This window comes from Pseudomonas chlororaphis subsp. aurantiaca, from assembly GCF_013466605.1.
Taxonomy (GTDB): Bacteria; Pseudomonadota; Gammaproteobacteria; order Pseudomonadales; family Pseudomonadaceae; genus Aquipseudomonas; species Aquipseudomonas chlororaphis_I.
This window is the reverse complement of record NZ_CP059162.1, coordinates 1,581,366-1,599,588: the sequence shown is the minus strand read 5'-3', so window position 1 is coordinate 1,599,588 and position 18,223 is coordinate 1,581,366. Positions and strand designations below refer to the sequence as shown.

The following is an 18,223-nucleotide window of genomic DNA, read 5'->3' as shown; positions in this document are numbered from 1 at the left end:
CTTGCTCATGAAACGTCGCTATAGCTGGCCTCTGTGGACCCTCTCCGGGGTGCTGGTGCTGCTGGTCGCCCTGCACATCGCCCTGCCCTATCTGGTGCGCGACTACCTCAATGACCGGCTCGCCAATATGGGCGACTACCGCGGCCAGATCGCCGATGTCGACCTGGCCCTGTGGCGCGGTGCCTACCGGATCAATGGTCTGAAAATCGTCAAGGTCGACGGCAAGGTGCCGGTGCCGTTCGTCAATGCACCGCTGGTCGATCTGTCGGTGAGCTGGCACTCCCTGTGGTACGACCAGGCGGTGGTGGCCGAAGTGCAATTTGTCGGGCCGCAGGTCAACTTCGTCGACGGTTCCAACAAAAAGAACTCGCAAACCGGCGAAGGCACCGACTGGCGGGCCCAGCTGAACAAGCTGCTGCCCATCACCCTCAACGAAGTACAGGTCAGCGACGGCAAGATCAGTTTCCGTAACTTCAACTCCAAACCGCCGGTGAACATGAGCGCCACCCAGGTCAACGCCAGCGCCTACAACCTGACCAATGTGGTCGACACCCAGGGCAAACGCGACGCCCGCCTCGAAGGCAAGGCCCTGCTGCTGGGCCATGCGCCCCTGGAAACCAACGCCACCTTCGACCCGCTGAGCGACTTCCAGGACTTCGAGTTCCGCCTGCGCGTGCGGGATATCGAACTCAAGCGCTTGAACGACTTCGCCGGCGCCTATGGCAAATTCGACTTCAACGCCGGCCACGGTGACCTGGTGATCGAAGCCGAGGCCAACAAGGGCCAGCTCACTGGCTACATCAAGCCGCTGTTGCGCGATGTCGATGTGTTCAACTGGCGGCAGGATGTCGAGAGCAAGGACAAGGGGATATTCCGCTCGATCTGGGAAGCCCTGGTGGGGGGCAGCGAAACCGTGCTGAAAAACCAGGAAAAAAACCAGTTCGCCACCCGGGTCGAACTCAAAGGCAGCGTACATCAGCGTGATGTCAGCGCATTCCAGGCTTTTTTGCAGATTTTACGTAATGGTTTCATCGAGGCCTTCAATGCCCAGTATGAGCGCCCCAAGCCATCCACTGACTGAGTCACCATGTGACGCCCCATTCAGAGACTGAATGGGGCGTCTGCGTTCACAGTCGACCGGGCCCCGCGCTATAGTCGGCCATTCGTGTTTTATTCTTCCGACCTGCTCGATGCACGTCGGCGTTACCGTTCGAGGAATTGCAGATGAAGTTCGAAGGCACCAGCGCGTACGTCGCCACCGATGACCTGAAGCTGGCAGTCAATGCCGCCATCACCCTGGAGCGGCCGCTGCTGGTCAAGGGCGAACCGGGCACCGGCAAGACCATGCTCGCCGAGCAACTGGCCGAGTCCTTCGGTGCCAAGCTGATCACCTGGCACATCAAGTCCACCACCAAGGCCCACCAGGGCCTGTACGAGTACGACGCGGTGAGCCGCCTGCGCGATTCGCAGTTGGGCGTGGACAAGGTGCATGACATCCGCAACTACCTGAAGAAAGGCAAGCTGTGGGAGGCCTTCGAATCCGAGGAGCGGGTGATCCTGCTGATCGACGAAATCGACAAGGCCGACATCGAGTTCCCCAACGACCTGTTGCAGGAACTCGACAAGATGGAGTTCTACGTCTACGAAATCGACGAGACCATCAAAGCCAAGCAGCGCCCGATCATCATCATTACCTCCAACAACGAGAAAGAGCTGCCGGACGCTTTCCTGCGCCGCTGCTTCTTCCACTACATCGCCTTCCCCGACCGCACCACCCTGCAGAAAATCGTCGACGTGCACTACCCGGACATCAAGAAGGACCTGGTCAGCGAAGCGCTGGACGTGTTCTTCGACGTGCGCAAGGTGCCGGGCCTGAAGAAGAAGCCTTCGACCTCCGAGCTGGTGGACTGGCTCAAGCTGCTGATGGCCGACAACATCGGCGAAGCGGTGCTGCGCGAACGCGATCCGACCAAGGCCATCCCGCCGCTGGCCGGCGCCCTGGTGAAGAACGAGCAGGATGTGCAACTGCTGGAACGCCTGGCGTTCATGAGCCGTCGCGGCACCCGCTGAGAGGGCATTGTCATGCTGCTCAACCTGTTCAATGAAATGCGTGCCGCCAAGGTTCCGGTGTCGGTGCGCGAGCTGCTCGACCTGATCAACGCGCTCAAGCAGCGCGTGACCTTCGCCGACATGGACGAGTTCTATTACCTGTCCCGGGCGATCCTGGTGAAGGACGAGCGGCACTTCGACAAGTTCGACCGTGCGTTCGGCGCCTACTTCAACGGCCTGGAGAAACTCGACGACCACCTGCAGGCGCTGATCCCCGAGGATTGGCTGCGCAAGGAGTTCGAGCGCTCGCTGAGCGATGAGGAACGGGCGCAGATCCAGTCCCTCGGCGGCCTGGACAAGCTGATCGAAGAGTTCAAGAAACGCCTGGAAGAACAGAAGGAACGCCACGCCGGCGGCAACAAGTGGATCGGCACCGGCGGCACCAGCCCCTTCGGCTCCGGTGGCTTCAACCCGGAAGGCATCCGCGTCGGCGACGCCGGCAAGCGCCAGGGCAAGGCGGTCAAGGTCTGGGACCAGCGCGAGTACAAGAACCTCGACGACTCGGTGGAACTGGGCACCCGCAACATCAAGGTGGCCCTGCGCCGCCTGCGCAAATTCGCCCGCCAGGGCGCGGCGGACGAGCTGGACATCGATGGCACCATCGACCACACCGCCCGCGACGCCGGCCTGCTGAACATCCAGATGCGCCCGGAACGGCGCAACAGCATCAAGCTGCTGTTGCTGTTCGATATCGGCGGCTCGATGGATGCCCACGTGAAGATCTGCGAGGAGCTGTTCTCGGCCTGCAAGACCGAGTTCAAGCACCTGGAGTACTACTACTTCCACAACTTCATCTATGAGTCGGTGTGGAAGAACAACCTGCGCCGCGGCTCGGAACGCACCTCGACCCAGGACGTGCTGCACAAGTACGGTGCCGACTACAAAGTGATCTTCGTCGGCGATGCCGCCATGGCGCCTTACGAAATCACCCAGGCCGGCGGCAGCGTCGAGCACTGGAACGAAGAAGCCGGTTATGTGTGGATGCAGCGCTTCATGGAGAAGTACAAGAAGCTCATCTGGATCAACCCCTACCCGAAAGACACCTGGGGCTACACCGCCTCGACCAACATCGTGCGCGAGCTGATCGAAGACCAGATGTACCCGCTGACCTTGCGCGGCCTGGAAGAAGGGATGCGGTTTCTCTCCAAGTAGGATCCTGTCCAACGCGATCCCTGTAGCCGCTGCCGCAGGCTGCGATCGGCTGCGAAGCAGACGCGCTCTTGAGTCCGCTTGAAGGCCCTTCGGGCCTTATCGCAGCCTGCGGCAGCGGCTACAGGTATTGCTCCGTGTCACACCAAACCGCGTAGAAACTCGATCTGCTGCCGATACGCCGTCTCCTGCACCACCGGTGTCAGGCGCACCTCGCTGCCCGGCAGGCATTGCGCCAGCCGCGCCAGCGCCAGAGGCGTCAAGGCTCCCAGCCGCGGATAACCACCAATGGTCTGCCGGTCGTTGAGCAGCACGATCGGCTGGCCGTCCGGCGGCACCTGGATCGCCCCCAGGGGAATGCCCTCGGAGATCATCGGCGCCCCTTGATAACGCAATTGCGGCCCCAGCAGGCGCATGCCCATGCGGTCGGCGCGGCTGTCCAGGGTCCAGTCACTGTTGAAGGCATCGAACAGGCTCTGCCCGCTGAACTGGCCGATCTGCGCCCCGAGAATCACCTCCAGCGGTGCCTTCGATTGCAGGTCCGGCAGTTGCTTGCCCGACAACGCCTTGAGGTTCACCCCCGCCCCGGAATACTCCAGCCGCGCACCCTCGGCCAGCGGCCGGCCGAACCCGTCGAGCCCGCCCAGCTCCTCGCGGACCACGCTGGCGCAACTGCCCAGCACCTTGGGCGCATTGAAACCACCGGGCGCCGCCAGATAGGCCCGCGCCCCCAGATACGGCTGGGTGAAACGCAGCCGCTGGCCTTTTTGCAGGATAAAACTGCGCCCCGGGCTGAGCGGACGCTCGTCGATAAAGGCCCCCAGGTCGGCGCCCGCCAGCGCCAGCAGGCACAGCTCCTCGGCGACCACGCTGAAGCCGCCCAGGGTGATCTCGATCACCGGCGCATCCAAAACGTTGCCCAGCAGCCAGTTGGCCCAGGACATCGACACCCAGTCCAGCGCACCACCCTGGGTCACGCCCAGGTGCCGCACGCCAAAGCGACCGGCGTCCTGCAACAGGCACAAAGGTGTGCTGGCTTCAATCGTCAGGCGGCTCATGCCGGCACCTCCAATGGCGTGTCGTCGCCGCCCAGGCGGATGAATTCGGCGTGGTCCACCGCGGCGAAACGCACGCTGTCGCCCGGTTGCATCAGGCTGTAGCCGTCGCGCTCGCGATCGAACAGGCGGCTCGGTGTGCGCCCGATCAGGTTCCAGCCACCCGGCGACACCGCCGGATAAGCCGCGGTCTGCCGCTCGGCAATGCCGACGCTGCCCGCCGCCACGCGCTTGCGCGGTGTATCCAGGCGCGGCGCGGCCAGCACTTCGTCCACCAGCCCCATAAAGGCGAAACCCGGGGCAAACCCCAAGGCGAACACCTGGTACTCGCGCTCGCTGTGGCAACGGATCACCTCGCTTACCGACAGGCCACTGCGCCGCGACAACAGGCTCAGCTCCGGGCCGACGCTGAGGTCGTACCAGACCGGCAGCACATGGCGCTGGCCGCCGGTGCGCGAATCCGGAGTCAAGTCAGTCAGCGCCACATCGATCAGTTCCCGGGCCTGGGACGGGCTCAGGGCACGCAGGTCGTAGTGCACCATCAGCGTGGTGTAGGACGGCACCAGGTCGATCAACTGCCCACCGAAGGCCGCCCGCAGGCGCTCGCTGGCGGCGAGCATCCACGGCATGTTGGCCTCGGCGATGGCATCGAACAGGCGCACCATCAGGCAGTCGATGGCCACCACTTCAAGGCGTATTTTCATGCTGGCAACTGCTGAAGGGCCGCGCGGATACGCTGCACGGCGGCCACCGAGCTGGCGTTGTCGCCGTGCACGCACAGGGTATTGGCCTGCAGGTGCAAGGCGCTGCCGTCGCTGGCCAGCAGCGCGTCGCCACGGGCGATGGTCAGGGCCTGGGCAATGATCTTTTCCGGGTCGTGATGCACCGCCCCCGGCAGTTGCCGCGACACCAGATGGCCGGCGCTGTCGTAGGCGCGGTCGGCGAAGGCTTCGAACCACAGGGTCACGCCGAACTCGTCGCCCAGGGCCTGGGCCGCGCTGTTGTCACGGGTGGCCATCAGCATCAACGGCAGCTGCCGGTCGTAGGCGGCCACCGCCTGGATCACCGCGCGCAGCTGCGCCGGGTTGGCCATCATGTCGTTGTACATGGCGCCATGGGGTTTGACGTAGCTCACCCGGCTGCCCTGGGCCCGGCAGATGCCGTCGAGGGCGCCGATCTGGTAATGCAGCAGGTCCTGCAGTTCCTGGGCACCGTAGGCCATGGAGCGGCGACCGAAACCGGCCAGGTCCTGGTACGCCGGGTGCGCGCCGATGCGCACGCCATTGGCCAGGGCCAGGCTGACGGTCTTGCGCATGATGCTCGGGTCGCCGGCGTGGAAACCGCAGGCGATGTTGGCGCAATCGATGAACGGCATCACCTCGGCATCCAGGCCCATGGTCCAGTTGCCAAAGCTTTCGCCGATGTCGCAATTCAATAACAGGCGGCTCACGGTCAGTGCTCCTGTAGCGTTTGTCGTTTTGGCTGCGGGGATCGCGGTGGGATGCCCACAGATTATCAGTTAGCGCGCTTCGAGTTGCTTGCCGCGGGTTTCCGGCAGGCTCAAGGCCGCCAGCACCACGATGCCGTAGGACACGGCGGCGAAGGTGCCGATGGCCGCGCCCAGCGGAATGTGCTGGCTGAGCAGGCCGATCAGCAGCGGGAACAGGGCTGCCAGCGCCCGACCGCTGTTGTAGCAGAAACCCTGGCCCGAACCGCGGATCCGCGTGGGGAACAGCTCGGTCAGGAAGGCGCCCATGCCGCTGAAGATCCCCGAAGCGAAGAAGCCCAGGGGGAAGCCCAGCCAGAGCATCACCGCGTTGCTCACCGGCATTTGCGTGTACAGCAGGACGATGGTGAACGAGCCGGCGGCGAACAGGACGAAGTTCTTCTTGCGCCCGAGAATATCGGTCAGATAGGCGCTGATCACATAGCCCACATAGGAACCGAAGATCACCATCGCCAGGTAGCCGCCGGTGCTGAGCACGCTCAAGCCGCGCTCGGTCTTGAGGAAGGTCGGCAGCCAGAACGTGATGGCGTAGTAACCGCCCTGGGCACCGGCCGCGAGCAGCGACGCGCGCAGGGTGGTGCTGAGAATGCCGGGGGCGAAAATCTCGTAGAACCGCGAGGGGTTGTCAGGCACTTCCCGGGCCCGGGTTTGCCGGTAGACCTCCGGGTCCTTGACCAGGCGACGGACGAAGATCACGAAGATCGCCGGCAGGATGCCCAGCAGGAACAGGGCGCGCCAGGCGTCTTCCGGCGGCAGCAGGGAATACATCAGCGCATACAGCAGTGCCGTGATGCCCCAGCCCAAGGCCCAGCCGGACTGCACCATGCCCACCGCCTTGCCGCGGTTTTCCGCGCGGATCACCTCGCCGATCAGCACCGCGCCGGCGGTCCACTCGCCGCCGAAACCGAAGCCCATCAGGGTCCGGGCGATCAGCAGTTGCTCGTAGTTCTGCGCCAGGCCACAGAGGAAGGTGAAGAAGGCGAACCAGAGCACGGTCAGTTGCAAGGTACGCACCCGGCCGATGCGATCGGACAGGATGCCGGCGATCCAGCCGCCCAGGGCGGAGGCCAGCAAGGTGCTGGTGTGGATCAGGCCGGCCTCGGCGGAGCTGATGCCCCACAGCGCAATCAGGGTCGGAATGACGAAGCTGAGCATCTGGGTGTCCATGCCATCCAGGCCGTAACCGGCCTTGCAGCTCCAGAACGTGCGGCGTTCCTGCTGGTTGATGTCGCGGTACCAGTCGAAGGGGCCGGCGCGGCCTTTGGCCTTGCTGGCGGCGAGCGTGTCGGGCGCACTCATGGCAAATCTCCACCTTATTAATATTGTTCTGGGTCCCGACGACGCTTATCGTGAGACGCAGCGATTTTTGGCGCCCGCGCCCTGCCCCGTCCAACTAATAAAAACCGCCTCCAGACATAAGAAAAGTTGATCGCATGAACCTCAAGTTTCTCGAAACCTTTGTCTGGGTCGCGCGCCTGAAAAGCTTTCGCCTGACCGCCGACAAACTCTTCACCACCCAAGCATCGATCTCCAGCCGCATCGCCGTGCTCGAGGGAGAACTCGGAGTGAAGCTGTTCCTGCGCGATTCGCGCGGTGTGAGCCTGACCCCGGAAGGCCTCAAGGTGCTCGACTATGCCGAGCAGATGATGGACACCATGCAGGCGCTCAAGCAGTCGATCGAGACCCGTTCGAGCAAGGTCGGGCGGATTCGCATCGGCGTCATGGACACGGTGATCCACACCTGGCTCAGCCCCCTGGTGGCGCGGATGATGGACAGCTATCCCCAGGTGGAAATCGAGCTGGTGGCCGATACCTCGCTGAACCTCTGCGACCAGTTGCAAAAAGGCTTTCTCGACCTGGTCCTGCAAACCGACCTGCTGCGCCAGGAGTCCATTCGCAGCCTGGAACTGGCCAGCCACCCGATGGGCTGGATAGTCGCCAGCCACTCGATCTACAACCGCGAGTACGCCAACCTGGCCGAGCTGGCCCGGGAACGCATCATCACCTACTCGAAGAACTCCCTGCCGCACCAGGAAGTGCTGAGCCTGATGCAGGCCAACGGCGTGAGCGCGCCACGGCTGAACTGCGTGAACTCGGTGTCGGCCATCACCCGCCTGCTACGCGACGGTTTCGGCATCGGCGCCTTGCCGCCGGTGCTGGTCAGCGAAGAACTGGCGCGCGGCGAACTGACCTTGCTGGCCATCGACCAGCGCCCGCCGAACCTGCAGGTGGTGGTGTCGTGGCGGGTGGGTGTCGAGTTGGTGGAAGAGGTGGTGGTGCTGTGCCAGCAGGTGCTGGAAAGTTATGCGCGCAAGGTGGGGCCGGACTATATCGTGCTGGCGGGCTGATCCACCGCGAAGGCCTTTGTAGCCGCTGCCGCAGGCTGCGATTGCGGGCGCAGCCTGCGTGAATCGCCTCGATGAGGGTTTGTGGGCCTGCCATCTTTGCGGTTGCTGCGCAACCGATCGCAGCCTGCGGTAGCGGCTACATCACAGCCCCTTCAAGTCACGCTCTTCGATCGGCCGGCTCTGGCGCAGGCGCTTGCCGCCGAGCACCACCCAATCGATCAGGCGATACAGGCATTCCAGGCCGAACGACAACAGCAAGGCGCCGCTCATGGCCCAGATCATCGCCTGCGGGGTCAGCAGGATCTGGTAGCTGTAGCCGTTCCAGGTTTCCTTGCGGATATCCGGGTCGGCGGCCAGCACCACTTGCAGCAGGCGGATGTACCAGGGGCCCTGCATGGCCTGGAACTGCTTGTCCAGGGCGCGCTGGCGAACGAGCAGATTGCCCAGGCTGTCGGCATCGCTGCGGAACACCGGATCGTCGCTGGCCCGATAGTGGGCGACCAGCGCCTGCAGATCGCCCTTGAAGAACTGGTTGGCGGTGCCCTGGAACCCCTGAAGGCTGGCCTGGGCCTCGATCAGGTGAGCCTCGACACGCTTGGCGTAATCGCTGATGAACCCCGGCACCTGGACGCCGACCAACAGGCCGGCCGCAAACAACACCAGCCGCAGATAACTGAGCAACATAGGGGATGTCCTTATTCGGTCTGGCCGTGCAGCACGCATTCACCGCGCCGCCACAGGCTCCATTGGCCCGGCTCGTAGCGAGTCCAGGTTTCGTTTTCGGTCAGGGGCTCGGTGGCGATCACCGTCACCACGTCGTTGGGCGTGGTTTCCGCCTGGAAGTCGACGATCACATCGACGTCCTTCAGGCGGGCCGGGCCAAAGGGCGCGCGGCGGGTGATCTGCGCCAGCTTGGTCGAGCAGTAGCAGAACAGCCAGTCGCCGTCGCTGAGCAGACAGTTGAACACGCCCTTGCTGCGATATTCGGCGCAGGCGGCCACCAGCGACGGCAGCAGCTCCTCGACTTCCACCGGCTCGGGAAAGGCTTCGCGCACCCGATTGAGCAGATCGCAGAAGGCCGCTTCGCTGTCGGTATCGCCCACCGGACGATAGAAGCTGATGGCCGGCTGGAAGTCCGCCAGCTGGCCGTTATGGGCGAAACACCAGTTGCGCCCCCACAGCTCGCGCACGAATGGATGGGTGTTGGACAGGCAGACCTTGCCGACGTTGGCCTGGCGAATGTGGCCGATCACCACTTCGCTCTTGATCGGGTAGCGCTGCACCAGGTTGGCCACTTCCGACTCGCTGCTCGCCGCCGGGTCCTGGAACAGGCGCAGGCCACGGCCCTCGTAGAACGCGATGCCCCAGCCGTCGCGATGCGGGCCGGTGCGCCCGCCGCGCTGCATCAGCCCGGTAAAGCTGAACACGATATCGGTCGGTACATTGGCGCTCATGCCCAATAACTCACACATGCTCGGACTCTCGCTTCAATGCGTGTTACAGACGCGGCTCGATCCGCGAACGCTGGGGGTTGCTGGGCACTGGCGGGCGGCCGTAGCGATCATCGCCGGCGCCGCCGAAAGGCTGGTCGTCCGGCTCTTCGGCGCGGGCCGCGGCCTTGGCGGCCTCGGCCTGTTCCTTGCGGGCCTTGGATGCGCGTTCGATCGGCCAGCGGATCAGGACGAACACCAGGTAGATGCCGAAGGCGATGACGCCGTACATGAACAGGTCGGAAACCGCGCGCCAGGCGTTGTTGCCAACCTTGAACAGCATGTCCAGGGCGGTGATGGCCACGGCCGGGGCGAACATCTCCTTGGCCGGGTCGACCACGGTCGGGCTGAACAGCAGCACCGCCACCAGCACTCGCAGCGGCTCGCGCAGCCAGCGCCACATCCAGCGGGTCAGGCGCATCCACACCAGCAGGCAGCCCAAGGCGGCGAAGGCGTAAAGCCCCCAAGCGATCAGATAGTCGTTCTCGGTCATGGTGTCCATGGCAAGGCAGGCAAAGAGGCGCTTATGATAACGGCTTTTCGCATGTCAGGCTGCACCGCCGTCTGCCGCGCCCTTAATTGTCACCGCCCCGAGAGCCCTTCATGCCCGTATCCGCCCACGTCACCAGCGCCCCGATCGCCCGCAAGGCCGAAGGCCCGGACCCGTACGCCTGGCTCCAGGAGCGCGACACCGACGCCGTGCTCGATTACCTGAAGGCCGAAAACAGCTACCAGGAAGCCGCCCTCGCCGACCAGGCGGCGCTGCGTGAAACCCTGTTCCAGGAAATCAAGGGACGGATCCTGGAGACCGACCTCTCGCTGCCCTCGCCCTGGGGCCCGTACCTGTATTACACCCGCACCACCGCCGGCGACGAATATGCCCGGCACTACCGCTGCCCGCGCCCGGCCGACGACAGCCTGAGCGTCGACGAAAGCCAGGAACAACTGCTGTTGGACCCGAACGAGCTGGCCAAGGGTGGTTTCTTCTCCCTCGGGGCCTTCAGCATCAGCCCCGACCACCAGCGCCTGGCCTACAGCCTCGATACCAGCGGCGAAGAGGTCTACACCCTGTTCGTCAAGGAACTGTCCAACGGCAAGGTCAGCGAGCTGGCGTTCACCGATTGCGACGGCAGCATGACCTGGGCCAACGACAGCCTGACCCTGTTCTTCGGTGAGCTGGACGACACCCACCGCCCGCACAAGCTGTTCCGTTATCGCCTGGACGGCACCGCCGCCGAAGAGGTGTTCCATGAGCCGGATGGACGCTTTTTCCTCCATTGCTACCGCTCAAGCTCGGAGAAACAGTTGTTGCTGTCCCTGGGCAGCAAGACCACCAGCGAGGTCTGGGTACTCGACGCGGCGCAGCCACAGCACGCCTTCATCTGCCTGGCGCCGCGGGTCGAGCACCATGAGTACGACGTCGACCATGGCCTGCTCGACGGCCAGTGGACCTGGTTTATCCGCAGCAACCGCGACGGCATCAACTTCGCCCTCTACCAGGCGCCGGACCTGGGCACGGTGCCAGGCCAGGCCGACTGGCAGAACCTGATCCCCCACAGCGACAGCGTGATGCTCGAAGGCCTGAGCCTGAACAACTCGGCCATGACCCTGAGCCTGCGCGAAGGCGGCCTGCCGATCATCGAGGTGCACCCCGAGGGCCTGCCGGCCTATCGCGTGCAACTGCCGGATGCGGCCTACAGCCTGCATGTGCAGAACAGCCTGGAATTCGTCAGCCAGCGCATCCGCCTGCGCTACGAAGCGCTGAACCGCCCGGCGCAGATCCGCCAGCTGGAACTGGCCGGCGGCGAACAGAAAGTGCTCAAGGAAACCCCGGTGCTGGGCGTCTTCGACCCGGATGCCTATGTCAGCCAGCGCCTGTGGGCGACCGCCGCCGACGGCACCCAGGTGCCGATCAGCCTGGTGATCAAGCGCGAGGCCCTGGGCCGGCCGGCACCGCTGTACTTGTACGGCTACGGCGCTTACGGCGAAAGCCTCGACCCGTGGTTCTCCCATGCGCGCCTGAGCCTGCTGGAGCGCGGTGTGGCCTTCGCCATCGCCCACGTGCGCGGCGGCGGCGAGCTGGGCGAAGCCTGGTACCGCGCCGGCAAGCAGGAACACAAGCAGAACACCTTCAGCGACTTCATCGCCTGCGCCGAACACCTGATCGCCCAGGGCCTGACCACTTCCGGACAACTGGCCATCAGCGGCGGCAGCGCCGGCGGCCTGTTGATCGGCGCGGTGCTCAACCAGCGGCCGGAACTGTTCAAGGCGGCGATCGCCGAGGTGCCGTTCGTCGATGTGCTCAACACCATGCTCGACCCCGAGCTGCCGCTGACCGTCACCGAGTACGACGAATGGGGCAACCCCGAGGAGCCCGAGGTCTACGCGCGGATCAAGGCCTACGCGCCCTACGAGAATGTCGAGGCCAAGGCCTATCCGGCGACCCTGGTGATCGCCGGCTACAACGACAGCCGCGTGCAGTATTGGGAAGCGGCCAAGTGGGTGGCCCGGCTGCGCGCCACCAAGACCGACGACAACCTGCTGCTGCTCAAGACCGAGCTGGGCGCCGGCCACGGCGGCATGAGCGGGCGTTACCAGGGATTGCGTGACGTAGCGCTCGAATATGCATTTGTTTTCAAGATTCTGGGCATCGCCTGAGGAACTCCGGCCGGCGGTCCTGTCTTAACACAGGACCGACGGCCCCAGGCCATACTGCACCTGCACCTGCCCGGGACCGCAACAGACACAAGAAAAAGACCGTGACGACATGCCAGAACCCACCTTGTTGAACAACGAAATCCGCGACTGGTTGATGGACTGCGGATTGTTCGATCAGCTCTTGCCGGCCGACTTCAATGCCGCCGCCGGCTACTTCAGCATCAGCAGCATCGCCCAGGGCCAGGAGATCTTCCGCGAAGGCGATGCCGGCAGCTTCATGTGCATCATCCATTCCGGCCAGGTGGCCGTGCAGAAGAGCAACAGTGAAGGCGTGCGCGTGACCATCGCCACCCTGCGCAGCGGCCGGGCCTTTGGCGAGATGGCGGTGCTCGATGGCGAGCGGCGTTCGGCCACCTGCGTGGCCGCCAGCGATTGCCGGCTGCTCAACCTGGGCAAGGACTCGCTGGAGAAAATGCTCAACGACGCGCCGAAGATCGCCGCCAAGATCATCCGCGCCCTCGCAGTGTCACTGTCCAAGCGCCTGCGCATGGCCGACGGGCAGTTGCTGTCGCAACAGGTCTAGCCACCCGGCGTCTTGGTTTTCGTCTCGTTCTGCTCCAACCCTGGCAAGGTCTGATCCTTCGGCGGCTTGGGCATGTCGATCGGCGGCAGCAATGGCGCACCGCCATGGGCCGTGGCCTTGGGGGTGCTGGGGGGCGTGACCTGCGGATAAGGGGTCGGGGTCGCGGTGCCGGGCGAGCCGGCGGCGGGGACCGGAGTCACGGGCACCGCCTGCAGTTCCTCGGCGTGCACGGCACTCATCGCGAGCGCCGCACTTAGCAAGAGCGCTGTGCGGGCAATGACCGTTAGAATAGTGCGCTTCATCAATGGCTCCATCGCTATTGTCAGCCCTCAGGCTACTCCCAACCGGGCCGGTTTGCCTTCTTCATTGAGACCCTCATGAAACGTTTCGTTCTGCTGGACACCACCCCGATTCCCGAAAATGGCGGTGCCTTGTGCCTGTTCGAATACGGCGAGGATTTTGTCATCAAGATCCAGGGCGGCGACGGCGGGCAGTTGATGAACACGCGCATGCACGGCTCCGAAGATGCCCTGGCGGAAATCCCCTGCCGCAAGGTCGCCGGGCGGCCGAATTCGCGGGTGCTGATCGGCGGCCTGGGCATGGGGTTCACCCTCGCCTCGGCCCTCAAGCACCTGGGCAAGGGCGCCGAAGTGGTGGTCGCCGAGCTGGTGCCGGGGGTGGTGGAATGGAACCGCGGGCCGCTGGGGGAAAAATCCGGCCGGCCGTTGCTCGACCCGCGCACGGTGATCCGCATGGAAGACGTGGCCAAGGTGCTGCAGGCCGAGCCCCAGGGGTTCGACGCGATCATGCTCGACGTCGACAACGGCCCCGAAGGCCTGACCCAGAAAGCCAACAGCTGGCTGTACTCCGCCGCCGGGCTGGCAGCCTGCGCCCGGGCCCTGCGGCCCAAGGGCGTGCTGGCCGTGTGGTCGGCCAGCGCCGACAAGCAGTATTCCGACAAGCTGCGCAAGGCCGGCTTCAAGGCCGAGCAAGTGCAGGTCTTCGCCCACGGCAACAAGGGCACCCGCCACACCATCTGGATTGCCGAGAAGCTCAAGGCCTGAGCTAAACTTGGCCCATTACCGTCATTAGTCTTTGCATAAAGGTGAACCCATGAGTTCGACCAACACGTCCAAGCTCGACCGCATCCTCGCCGACGCCCAGCGCGACCGCGAGATGGGCTACCGCGACAAGGCCCTGAAGATGTACCCGCACGTCTGTGGGCGCTGCGCCCGCGAGTTCTCCGGCAAGCGCCTGAGCGAACTGACCGTGCACCACCGCGACCACAACCACGACAACAACCCGCAGGACGGTTCCAACTGGGAACTGCTGTGCCTGTACTGCCACGACAACGAACACTCGCGCTACACCGACCAGCAGTACTTCGGCGAAGGCTCCCTGAGCACGCCGAAAGTCGCCAAGGCCACCCACAACCCCTTCGCCGCGCTGGCGGGGTTGATGAAGAAAGACGAAGAGTAACCTTCGCCCTCTCCGGTCCAACTGGACCGGCCTCTCGCGGGCAAGCGGCGCACCGGCAGACACTGAATCCTGCAGGTGCGCCGCTTGCCCGCGATGCGTTTGCCGGATCCAACCGCTGGCCGACAATCCCCGTATAATCGCGATTTTTCTCGAAGGCACCCCGCTCGTGGCAAACAAAAGGTACAGCTGCATTGGTTTGTATAACCCCAAGTCACCGGAGAACGTCGGTTCGGTGATGCGCGCCGCCGGCTGCTATGGCGTCGCGTCGGTGTTCTACACCGGCAAGCGCTATGAACGGGCCCGCGACTTCGTCACCGACACCAAGAAAGTCCACCAGGACATCCCGCTGATCGGCATCGACGACCTGAAGAAGATCCTGCCCCTGGGCTGCGTGCCGGTGGCGGTGGAACTGGTGGAAGGCGCCCGCTCGCTGCCGGAGTACACCCATCCGGATCGCGCGCTGTACATCTTCGGCCCGGAAGACGGCTCCCTGGACAAGGACATCCGCGACTGGTGCGAAGACGTGGTCTACATCCCGACCACCGGCTGCATGAACCTCGCCGCCACCGTCAACGTGGTGCTCTACGACCGCCTGGCCAAGGGCAACAACACTCGCTCCGGCCCCAAGTTCTGAGCACTGCCTCAAGTTCGCGGCACATTCGATGGAACAAGCGACGCGCCAGCGCAGTCAGCTTTATATCCATCCCCCCTGGAGACAGATCATGAGCGACAGCAAACAACTGGAACCCATCGCAACCACCCCTTTCCAGAGCCCGGCGGAGCAGAATGTACAGGGCTGGGAGCGCATCGGCTCGCTGGCCGGCGGCGTGGTCATGGTTGGCAAGGGCCTGCGCCGTGGCGGTGTGTTCGGCCTGATCCAGGTGGCCATCGGCGGGGTCGCCCTGGCCCGTGGCATCACCGGCCACAGCTCGGCGAAAAGCCTGCTGGAGAAAAGCCGCCAGGACATGCAGAACGTGCGGGCGAAGATCGAGCGTGCCGGCGCGGAGCTGAAAACCCTCAAGGCCAATGCCGAGGCGGTGACCCGTACCGCGACCGTGACCGGCAACGATTCGCTGAAATCGCCCAAGGCCGGGGTCTAGCGTCGCGTCGAATGAACGAAGGTTATCGCGAGCCATCGACCGGCTGCTCGCGATAACCGCAAAGCGCTCAGCCGGACCTAGCGCAACAAATCGCTGTCGAGCACCTTGGACGAGCCGTCCAGCACGCCTTCACTGAGTTTCACGAACTCCTCGGTGCTGACGCTTTGCAGACGCAGTACTTCGCGTGTCACATCATCCAGCGAACGCTTGTTGCGGGTCTTCAGGCGAATCTCCCGATCCAGCTCCTGCAACAGCAGCACGGCCCTGGCCACCACCGGCGCGTCCACCTGCTCGCCGCGCAGGCTGCTGACGCCGTGGCCGCTCTTGGCCAGCCGAGTCTCCAGCGCCTGATAACGCTCGTCGCTCATGCCGCCGGCGCGGCGCATCAATTCGATGGCGTAGTACTCCGCCAGCCCCTCGCCGATCCAGTCGCTGCGTTCGCTGTCGTTGATCCGGGCAAAGACCTGGATCACCTCGCGCAGCAGCGGGCTGGTGCCGCTCTCGCTGACCAGCGGCAGGCGGCTGTGCAAGAACAGTGAATCGTGCCCGGCCAGGCTGCCGCGCCACATCGGGTCGGCCGCGCCGACGATCAGCAACTTGTTGGGGTGACGGGGAAAGGTCGCCTGGATCTGCGGCCAGACAAAGGTCAACAGGGTCAGCACATCCATGCGCCGCATGCCCTGCCCTTGTGGCGAGGCCACCGTGACTTCGGTCTCCCCCAGTCGGGTGCGGCGGCTGCCCAGGGCGCCGGCCAGCATCCAGCCGGTGGGCCGGTCGAACAGGCGCGCGGGGTTATCGATACGGAAACGGTTCTTGCCGATCCGCGGCCAGGCGGTTTCCACGCTTTTCCAGCCCGCAGGCAGCTCGAACTCCAGGCGCGACACCAGCTCGATACCGTCCTGCTGGTCGAGCTTGGCCGCCGGCACCAGCGCGTCGCCACGCAACAAGGCCCAATGCGGGGTCATGCGGCTGTCGAAGCTGTCCTTCTTCAGGCTGTGGCTGATCCGCACCCGGTAGCTGAGGCTGGCCTTGCCGCTGGCCGGGCGCCATATGCCACGCAGCAGCGCGGAAGGCTTGGCCGCATCGGACTGCCATTGGCCATCGGCCTTGAAGTCGCTGTAATCGCCATGCTTGCCCAGGTTGAAATCCAGGCTACGCACCGCCGCGCCGTCCGCCAGGGTCAGGCGCACCTCGGCCTGGTCGCTCTGCGGCAACAGACGCACGTGGTAATCCAGATCGACTTTTTTCGCCGCCCACCCCGGCGCACTGAGCACCAGCAGCCAGCCGGCCAGCGCCAGCCTTGCCCCCACAGCCATACACACTCCTTCGTGAAACAACCTTGAACGCGAGCGCGGCGTACCTTCAGCCGGCGCGGAAAATCAGATGGTCTTCCCAGTCCTCTTCGGCCACGCTGCCTTCGGCGAGCATGCGTCCGGATTGGGAAATACGCTCGTGGTGCACCGCGTCGCGGTCACCGCACACCAGATGGTGCCAGAGCGGCAGGTCCTTGCCTTCGCTGACCAGGCGATAACCGCAGGTCGGCGGCAGCCATTTGAACTCATCGGCCTTGCCAGGGGTGAGCTGGATACAGTCCGGCACCGAGGCGCGGCGGTTGGCGTAGTCGCTGCACTGGCAGGTCTTCAGGTCCAGCAGTTTGCAGGCGATACGGGTGTAGTAGACGCTGTTGTCTTCTTCATCCTCGAGCTTCTGCAGGCAGCACAGGCCACAACCATCGCACAACGACTCCCACTCCTCCTGATCGAGTTGTTCGAGGGTTTTGCGGATCCAGAAGGGTTCAACTTTGGCGGCCATGGCTCAGGTAATCGGTATCGGACAGGGAAAAGGCCGCCAGTCTAGTGCCCAAGGCCGCGCGGGCCAAGCGCTGGCGACTGTCGGTAAGGCACTACTTGTCAGGCCGCATGCGGCGCAGTAGTTTTGCCTGTCGCAAAACCCTTTATCCGCGTGCCATTAACGCTCGACCGCGTCGCACCGGTGAACCGCCCCAGGGTCAGGAAAAACCCCATTGCTCAGTTCAACTGCGCTCGCCGGTTTATCCACATTTCATTCTCAAACGTAGCCAGGAATCTCTGTCATGAGCGCCAATCCCCGCGTTGCCGAGTACGCCATCCACCCGCAGTTCACCGATCGCTGGTCGCCGCGCGCCTTCACCGGCGAGGCCATTCCCGAGGAAACCCTGCTGAGCTTCTTCGAAGCCGCGCGCTGGGCGCCGTCGGCCTACAACTCACAGCCGTGGCGCTTCCTGTATGCGCGCCGCGACACGCCGAACTGGGAACGTTTCCTCGGCTTGCTCAACGAGTTCAACCGTGGCTGGGCGCAGCACGCCTCGGCGCTGGTGATCGTGATCTCGAAAACCACCTTCACCGCACCCGGCGCCAGCGAGGAAACCCCAGCCCTGTGGCACACCTTCGACACCGGCTCGGCCTGGGGCCACCTGGCGCTGCAAGCCAGCATCAGCGGCTGGCACACCCACGGCATGGCCGGGTTCGACCAGGAGCTGACCCGCAAGGAGCTGAAGATTCCAGAAGGTTATGCCCTGCATACCGCGGTGGCCGTCGGCAAGCTGGGTGACAAGGCGAGCCTCGCCGAATACCTGCAGGCCCGTGAAGAGCCAAGCCCGCGTCGCCCATTGAGCGAAACCGTGGCCGAAGGCGACTTCAGCCTGTAAGCCTGCTGCAATCCCTGTAGCCGCTGCCGCAGGCTGCGATCGCCCACAACGAGGGCGCA

At 64.4% G+C, this 18,223-nt stretch carries 21 protein-coding genes; 11 read left to right on the top strand and 10 right to left on the bottom strand.

The features are described from left to right. Window positions 1-7: 7 nt before the first annotated feature. From H0I86_RS07325 to H0I86_RS07315, 3 genes are all read left to right on the top strand, one after another. Window positions 8-1,081 carry a DUF748 domain-containing protein gene (locus tag H0I86_RS07325; protein WP_180924534.1) on the top strand — a complete coding sequence of 358 codons (1,074 nt, stop codon included), beginning with the start codon at window positions 8-10 and terminating at the stop codon, window positions 1,079-1,081. Between the two features lie 143 nt (window positions 1,082-1,224). Next, entirely contained in the window at window positions 1,225-2,070 is an 846-nt protein-coding gene (locus H0I86_RS07320) for an AAA family ATPase (RefSeq protein ID WP_016705272.1), read from the top strand. Window positions 2,071-2,082: 12 nt separating this feature from the next. Continuing rightward, on the top strand, window positions 2,083-3,261 hold the full coding sequence (locus tag H0I86_RS07315) for a vWA domain-containing protein (protein WP_007926886.1): 1,179 nt from the start codon (window positions 2,083-2,085) through the stop codon (window positions 3,259-3,261). A 137-nt stretch (window positions 3,262-3,398) separates the two neighbouring features. On the opposite strand, the gene H0I86_RS07310 is transcribed toward H0I86_RS07315, so the two are convergent. The 4 genes from H0I86_RS07310 to H0I86_RS07295 all read right to left on the bottom strand — a co-directional run bounded on the left by H0I86_RS07310 (window position 3,399) and on the right by H0I86_RS07295 (window position 7,119). Beyond that, a complete protein-coding gene (locus tag H0I86_RS07310; RefSeq protein WP_180924533.1) occupies window positions 3,399-4,316 on the bottom strand; it encodes a 5-oxoprolinase subunit C family protein in 918 nt (305 codons plus the stop codon). Then, complete coding sequence (locus H0I86_RS07305) at window positions 4,313-5,017, bottom strand: 5-oxoprolinase subunit B family protein (protein ID WP_180924532.1); 705 nt, start codon at window positions 5,015-5,017, stop codon at window positions 4,313-4,315. Before H0I86_RS07305 ends, H0I86_RS07310 begins: the two co-directional genes overlap by 4 nt. Continuing rightward, entirely contained in the window at window positions 5,014-5,763 is a 750-nt protein-coding gene (locus H0I86_RS07300; RefSeq protein WP_038581381.1) for a 5-oxoprolinase subunit PxpA, read from the bottom strand. The genes H0I86_RS07305 and H0I86_RS07300 overlap by 4 nt, the downstream gene beginning before the upstream one ends. 69 nt (window positions 5,764-5,832) lie before the next feature. Further along, complete coding sequence (locus H0I86_RS07295; RefSeq protein WP_009042625.1) at window positions 5,833-7,119, bottom strand: MFS transporter; 1,287 nt, start codon at window positions 7,117-7,119, stop codon at window positions 5,833-5,835. A gap of 134 nt (window positions 7,120-7,253) precedes the next feature. On the opposite strand from H0I86_RS07295, the gene H0I86_RS07290 reads away from it, so the two are divergent. Beyond that, complete coding sequence (locus H0I86_RS07290) at window positions 7,254-8,168, top strand: LysR family transcriptional regulator (RefSeq protein ID WP_101281963.1); 915 nt, start codon at window positions 7,254-7,256, stop codon at window positions 8,166-8,168. Between the two features lie 141 nt (window positions 8,169-8,309). Here the strand turns inward: H0I86_RS07290 and H0I86_RS07285 are convergent, their stop codons facing one another. The 3 genes from H0I86_RS07285 to H0I86_RS07275 are packed head-to-tail and all read right to left on the bottom strand — an operon-like array spanning window position 8,310 to window position 10,160. Then, window positions 8,310-8,852 (bottom strand): DUF2937 family protein, encoded by a 543-nt coding sequence (locus H0I86_RS07285; RefSeq protein ID WP_096373318.1) that lies wholly within the window; start codon window positions 8,850-8,852, stop codon window positions 8,310-8,312. Window positions 8,853-8,863: 11 nt separating this feature from the next. After that, window positions 8,864-9,640 (bottom strand): class II glutamine amidotransferase, encoded by a 777-nt coding sequence (locus H0I86_RS07280; RefSeq protein ID WP_016703228.1) that lies wholly within the window; start codon window positions 9,638-9,640, stop codon window positions 8,864-8,866. Window positions 9,641-9,665: 25 nt separating this feature from the next. Next, window positions 9,666-10,160 (bottom strand): hypothetical protein, encoded by a 495-nt coding sequence (locus tag H0I86_RS07275; RefSeq protein ID WP_009047575.1) that lies wholly within the window; start codon window positions 10,158-10,160, stop codon window positions 9,666-9,668. A 101-nt stretch (window positions 10,161-10,261) separates the two neighbouring features. On the opposite strand from H0I86_RS07275, the gene H0I86_RS07270 reads away from it, so the two are divergent. Both H0I86_RS07270 and H0I86_RS07265 read left to right on the top strand, forming a co-directional pair. Beyond that, entirely contained in the window at window positions 10,262-12,316 is a 2,055-nt protein-coding gene (locus H0I86_RS07270) for a S9 family peptidase (RefSeq protein WP_180924531.1), read from the top strand. Between the two features lie 109 nt (window positions 12,317-12,425). Continuing rightward, window positions 12,426-12,899, top strand: a complete 474-nt coding sequence (locus H0I86_RS07265) for a cyclic nucleotide-binding domain-containing protein (RefSeq protein ID WP_180924530.1) — start codon at window positions 12,426-12,428, stop codon at window positions 12,897-12,899. Here the strand turns inward: H0I86_RS07265 and H0I86_RS07260 are convergent. Then, on the bottom strand, window positions 12,896-13,201 hold the full coding sequence (locus tag H0I86_RS07260) for a hypothetical protein (RefSeq protein ID WP_180924529.1): 306 nt from the start codon (window positions 13,199-13,201) through the stop codon (window positions 12,896-12,898). The genes H0I86_RS07265 and H0I86_RS07260 overlap by 4 nt on opposite strands. A 75-nt stretch (window positions 13,202-13,276) precedes the next feature. Between H0I86_RS07260 and H0I86_RS07255 the strand changes: the two genes are divergently transcribed. From H0I86_RS07255 to H0I86_RS07240, 4 genes are all read left to right on the top strand, one after another. Beyond that, window positions 13,277-13,963 carry a spermine/spermidine synthase domain-containing protein gene (locus tag H0I86_RS07255; RefSeq protein ID WP_009047571.1) on the top strand — a complete coding sequence of 229 codons (687 nt, stop codon included), beginning with the start codon at window positions 13,277-13,279 and terminating at the stop codon, window positions 13,961-13,963. A gap of 49 nt (window positions 13,964-14,012) precedes the next feature. Then, window positions 14,013-14,378 carry a YajD family HNH nuclease gene (locus tag H0I86_RS07250; protein ID WP_009042617.1) on the top strand — a complete coding sequence of 122 codons (366 nt, stop codon included), beginning with the start codon at window positions 14,013-14,015 and terminating at the stop codon, window positions 14,376-14,378. Window positions 14,379-14,544: 166 nt separating this feature from the next. Next, complete coding sequence (locus H0I86_RS07245; RefSeq protein ID WP_007926908.1) at window positions 14,545-15,012, top strand: RNA methyltransferase; 468 nt, start codon at window positions 14,545-14,547, stop codon at window positions 15,010-15,012. 88 nt (window positions 15,013-15,100) lie between these two features. Further along, window positions 15,101-15,478: a YgaP family membrane protein gene (locus H0I86_RS07240; RefSeq protein WP_180924528.1), complete on the top strand. Its 378-nt coding sequence runs from the start codon at window positions 15,101-15,103 to the stop codon at window positions 15,476-15,478. A 77-nt stretch (window positions 15,479-15,555) separates the two neighbouring features. Here H0I86_RS07240 and H0I86_RS07235 read toward each other — a convergent pair whose 3' ends face one another. Both H0I86_RS07235 and H0I86_RS07230 read right to left on the bottom strand, forming a co-directional pair. Next, complete coding sequence (locus tag H0I86_RS07235) at window positions 15,556-16,794, bottom strand: hypothetical protein (protein WP_180924527.1); 1,239 nt, start codon at window positions 16,792-16,794, stop codon at window positions 15,556-15,558. A 46-nt stretch (window positions 16,795-16,840) separates the two neighbouring features. Then, window positions 16,841-17,290, bottom strand: a complete 450-nt coding sequence (locus tag H0I86_RS07230) for a YcgN family cysteine cluster protein (protein WP_007926912.1) — start codon at window positions 17,288-17,290, stop codon at window positions 16,841-16,843. A 280-nt stretch (window positions 17,291-17,570) separates the two neighbouring features. Here H0I86_RS07230 and H0I86_RS07225 point away from each other — a divergent pair, with 280 nt between their 5' ends. Next, the gene (locus H0I86_RS07225; RefSeq protein WP_180924526.1) at window positions 17,571-18,164 is read left to right on the top strand and encodes a nitroreductase family protein; all 594 of its coding nucleotides are present in this window, start codon (window positions 17,571-17,573) and stop codon (window positions 18,162-18,164) included. Window positions 18,165-18,223 lie beyond the last annotated feature (59 nt).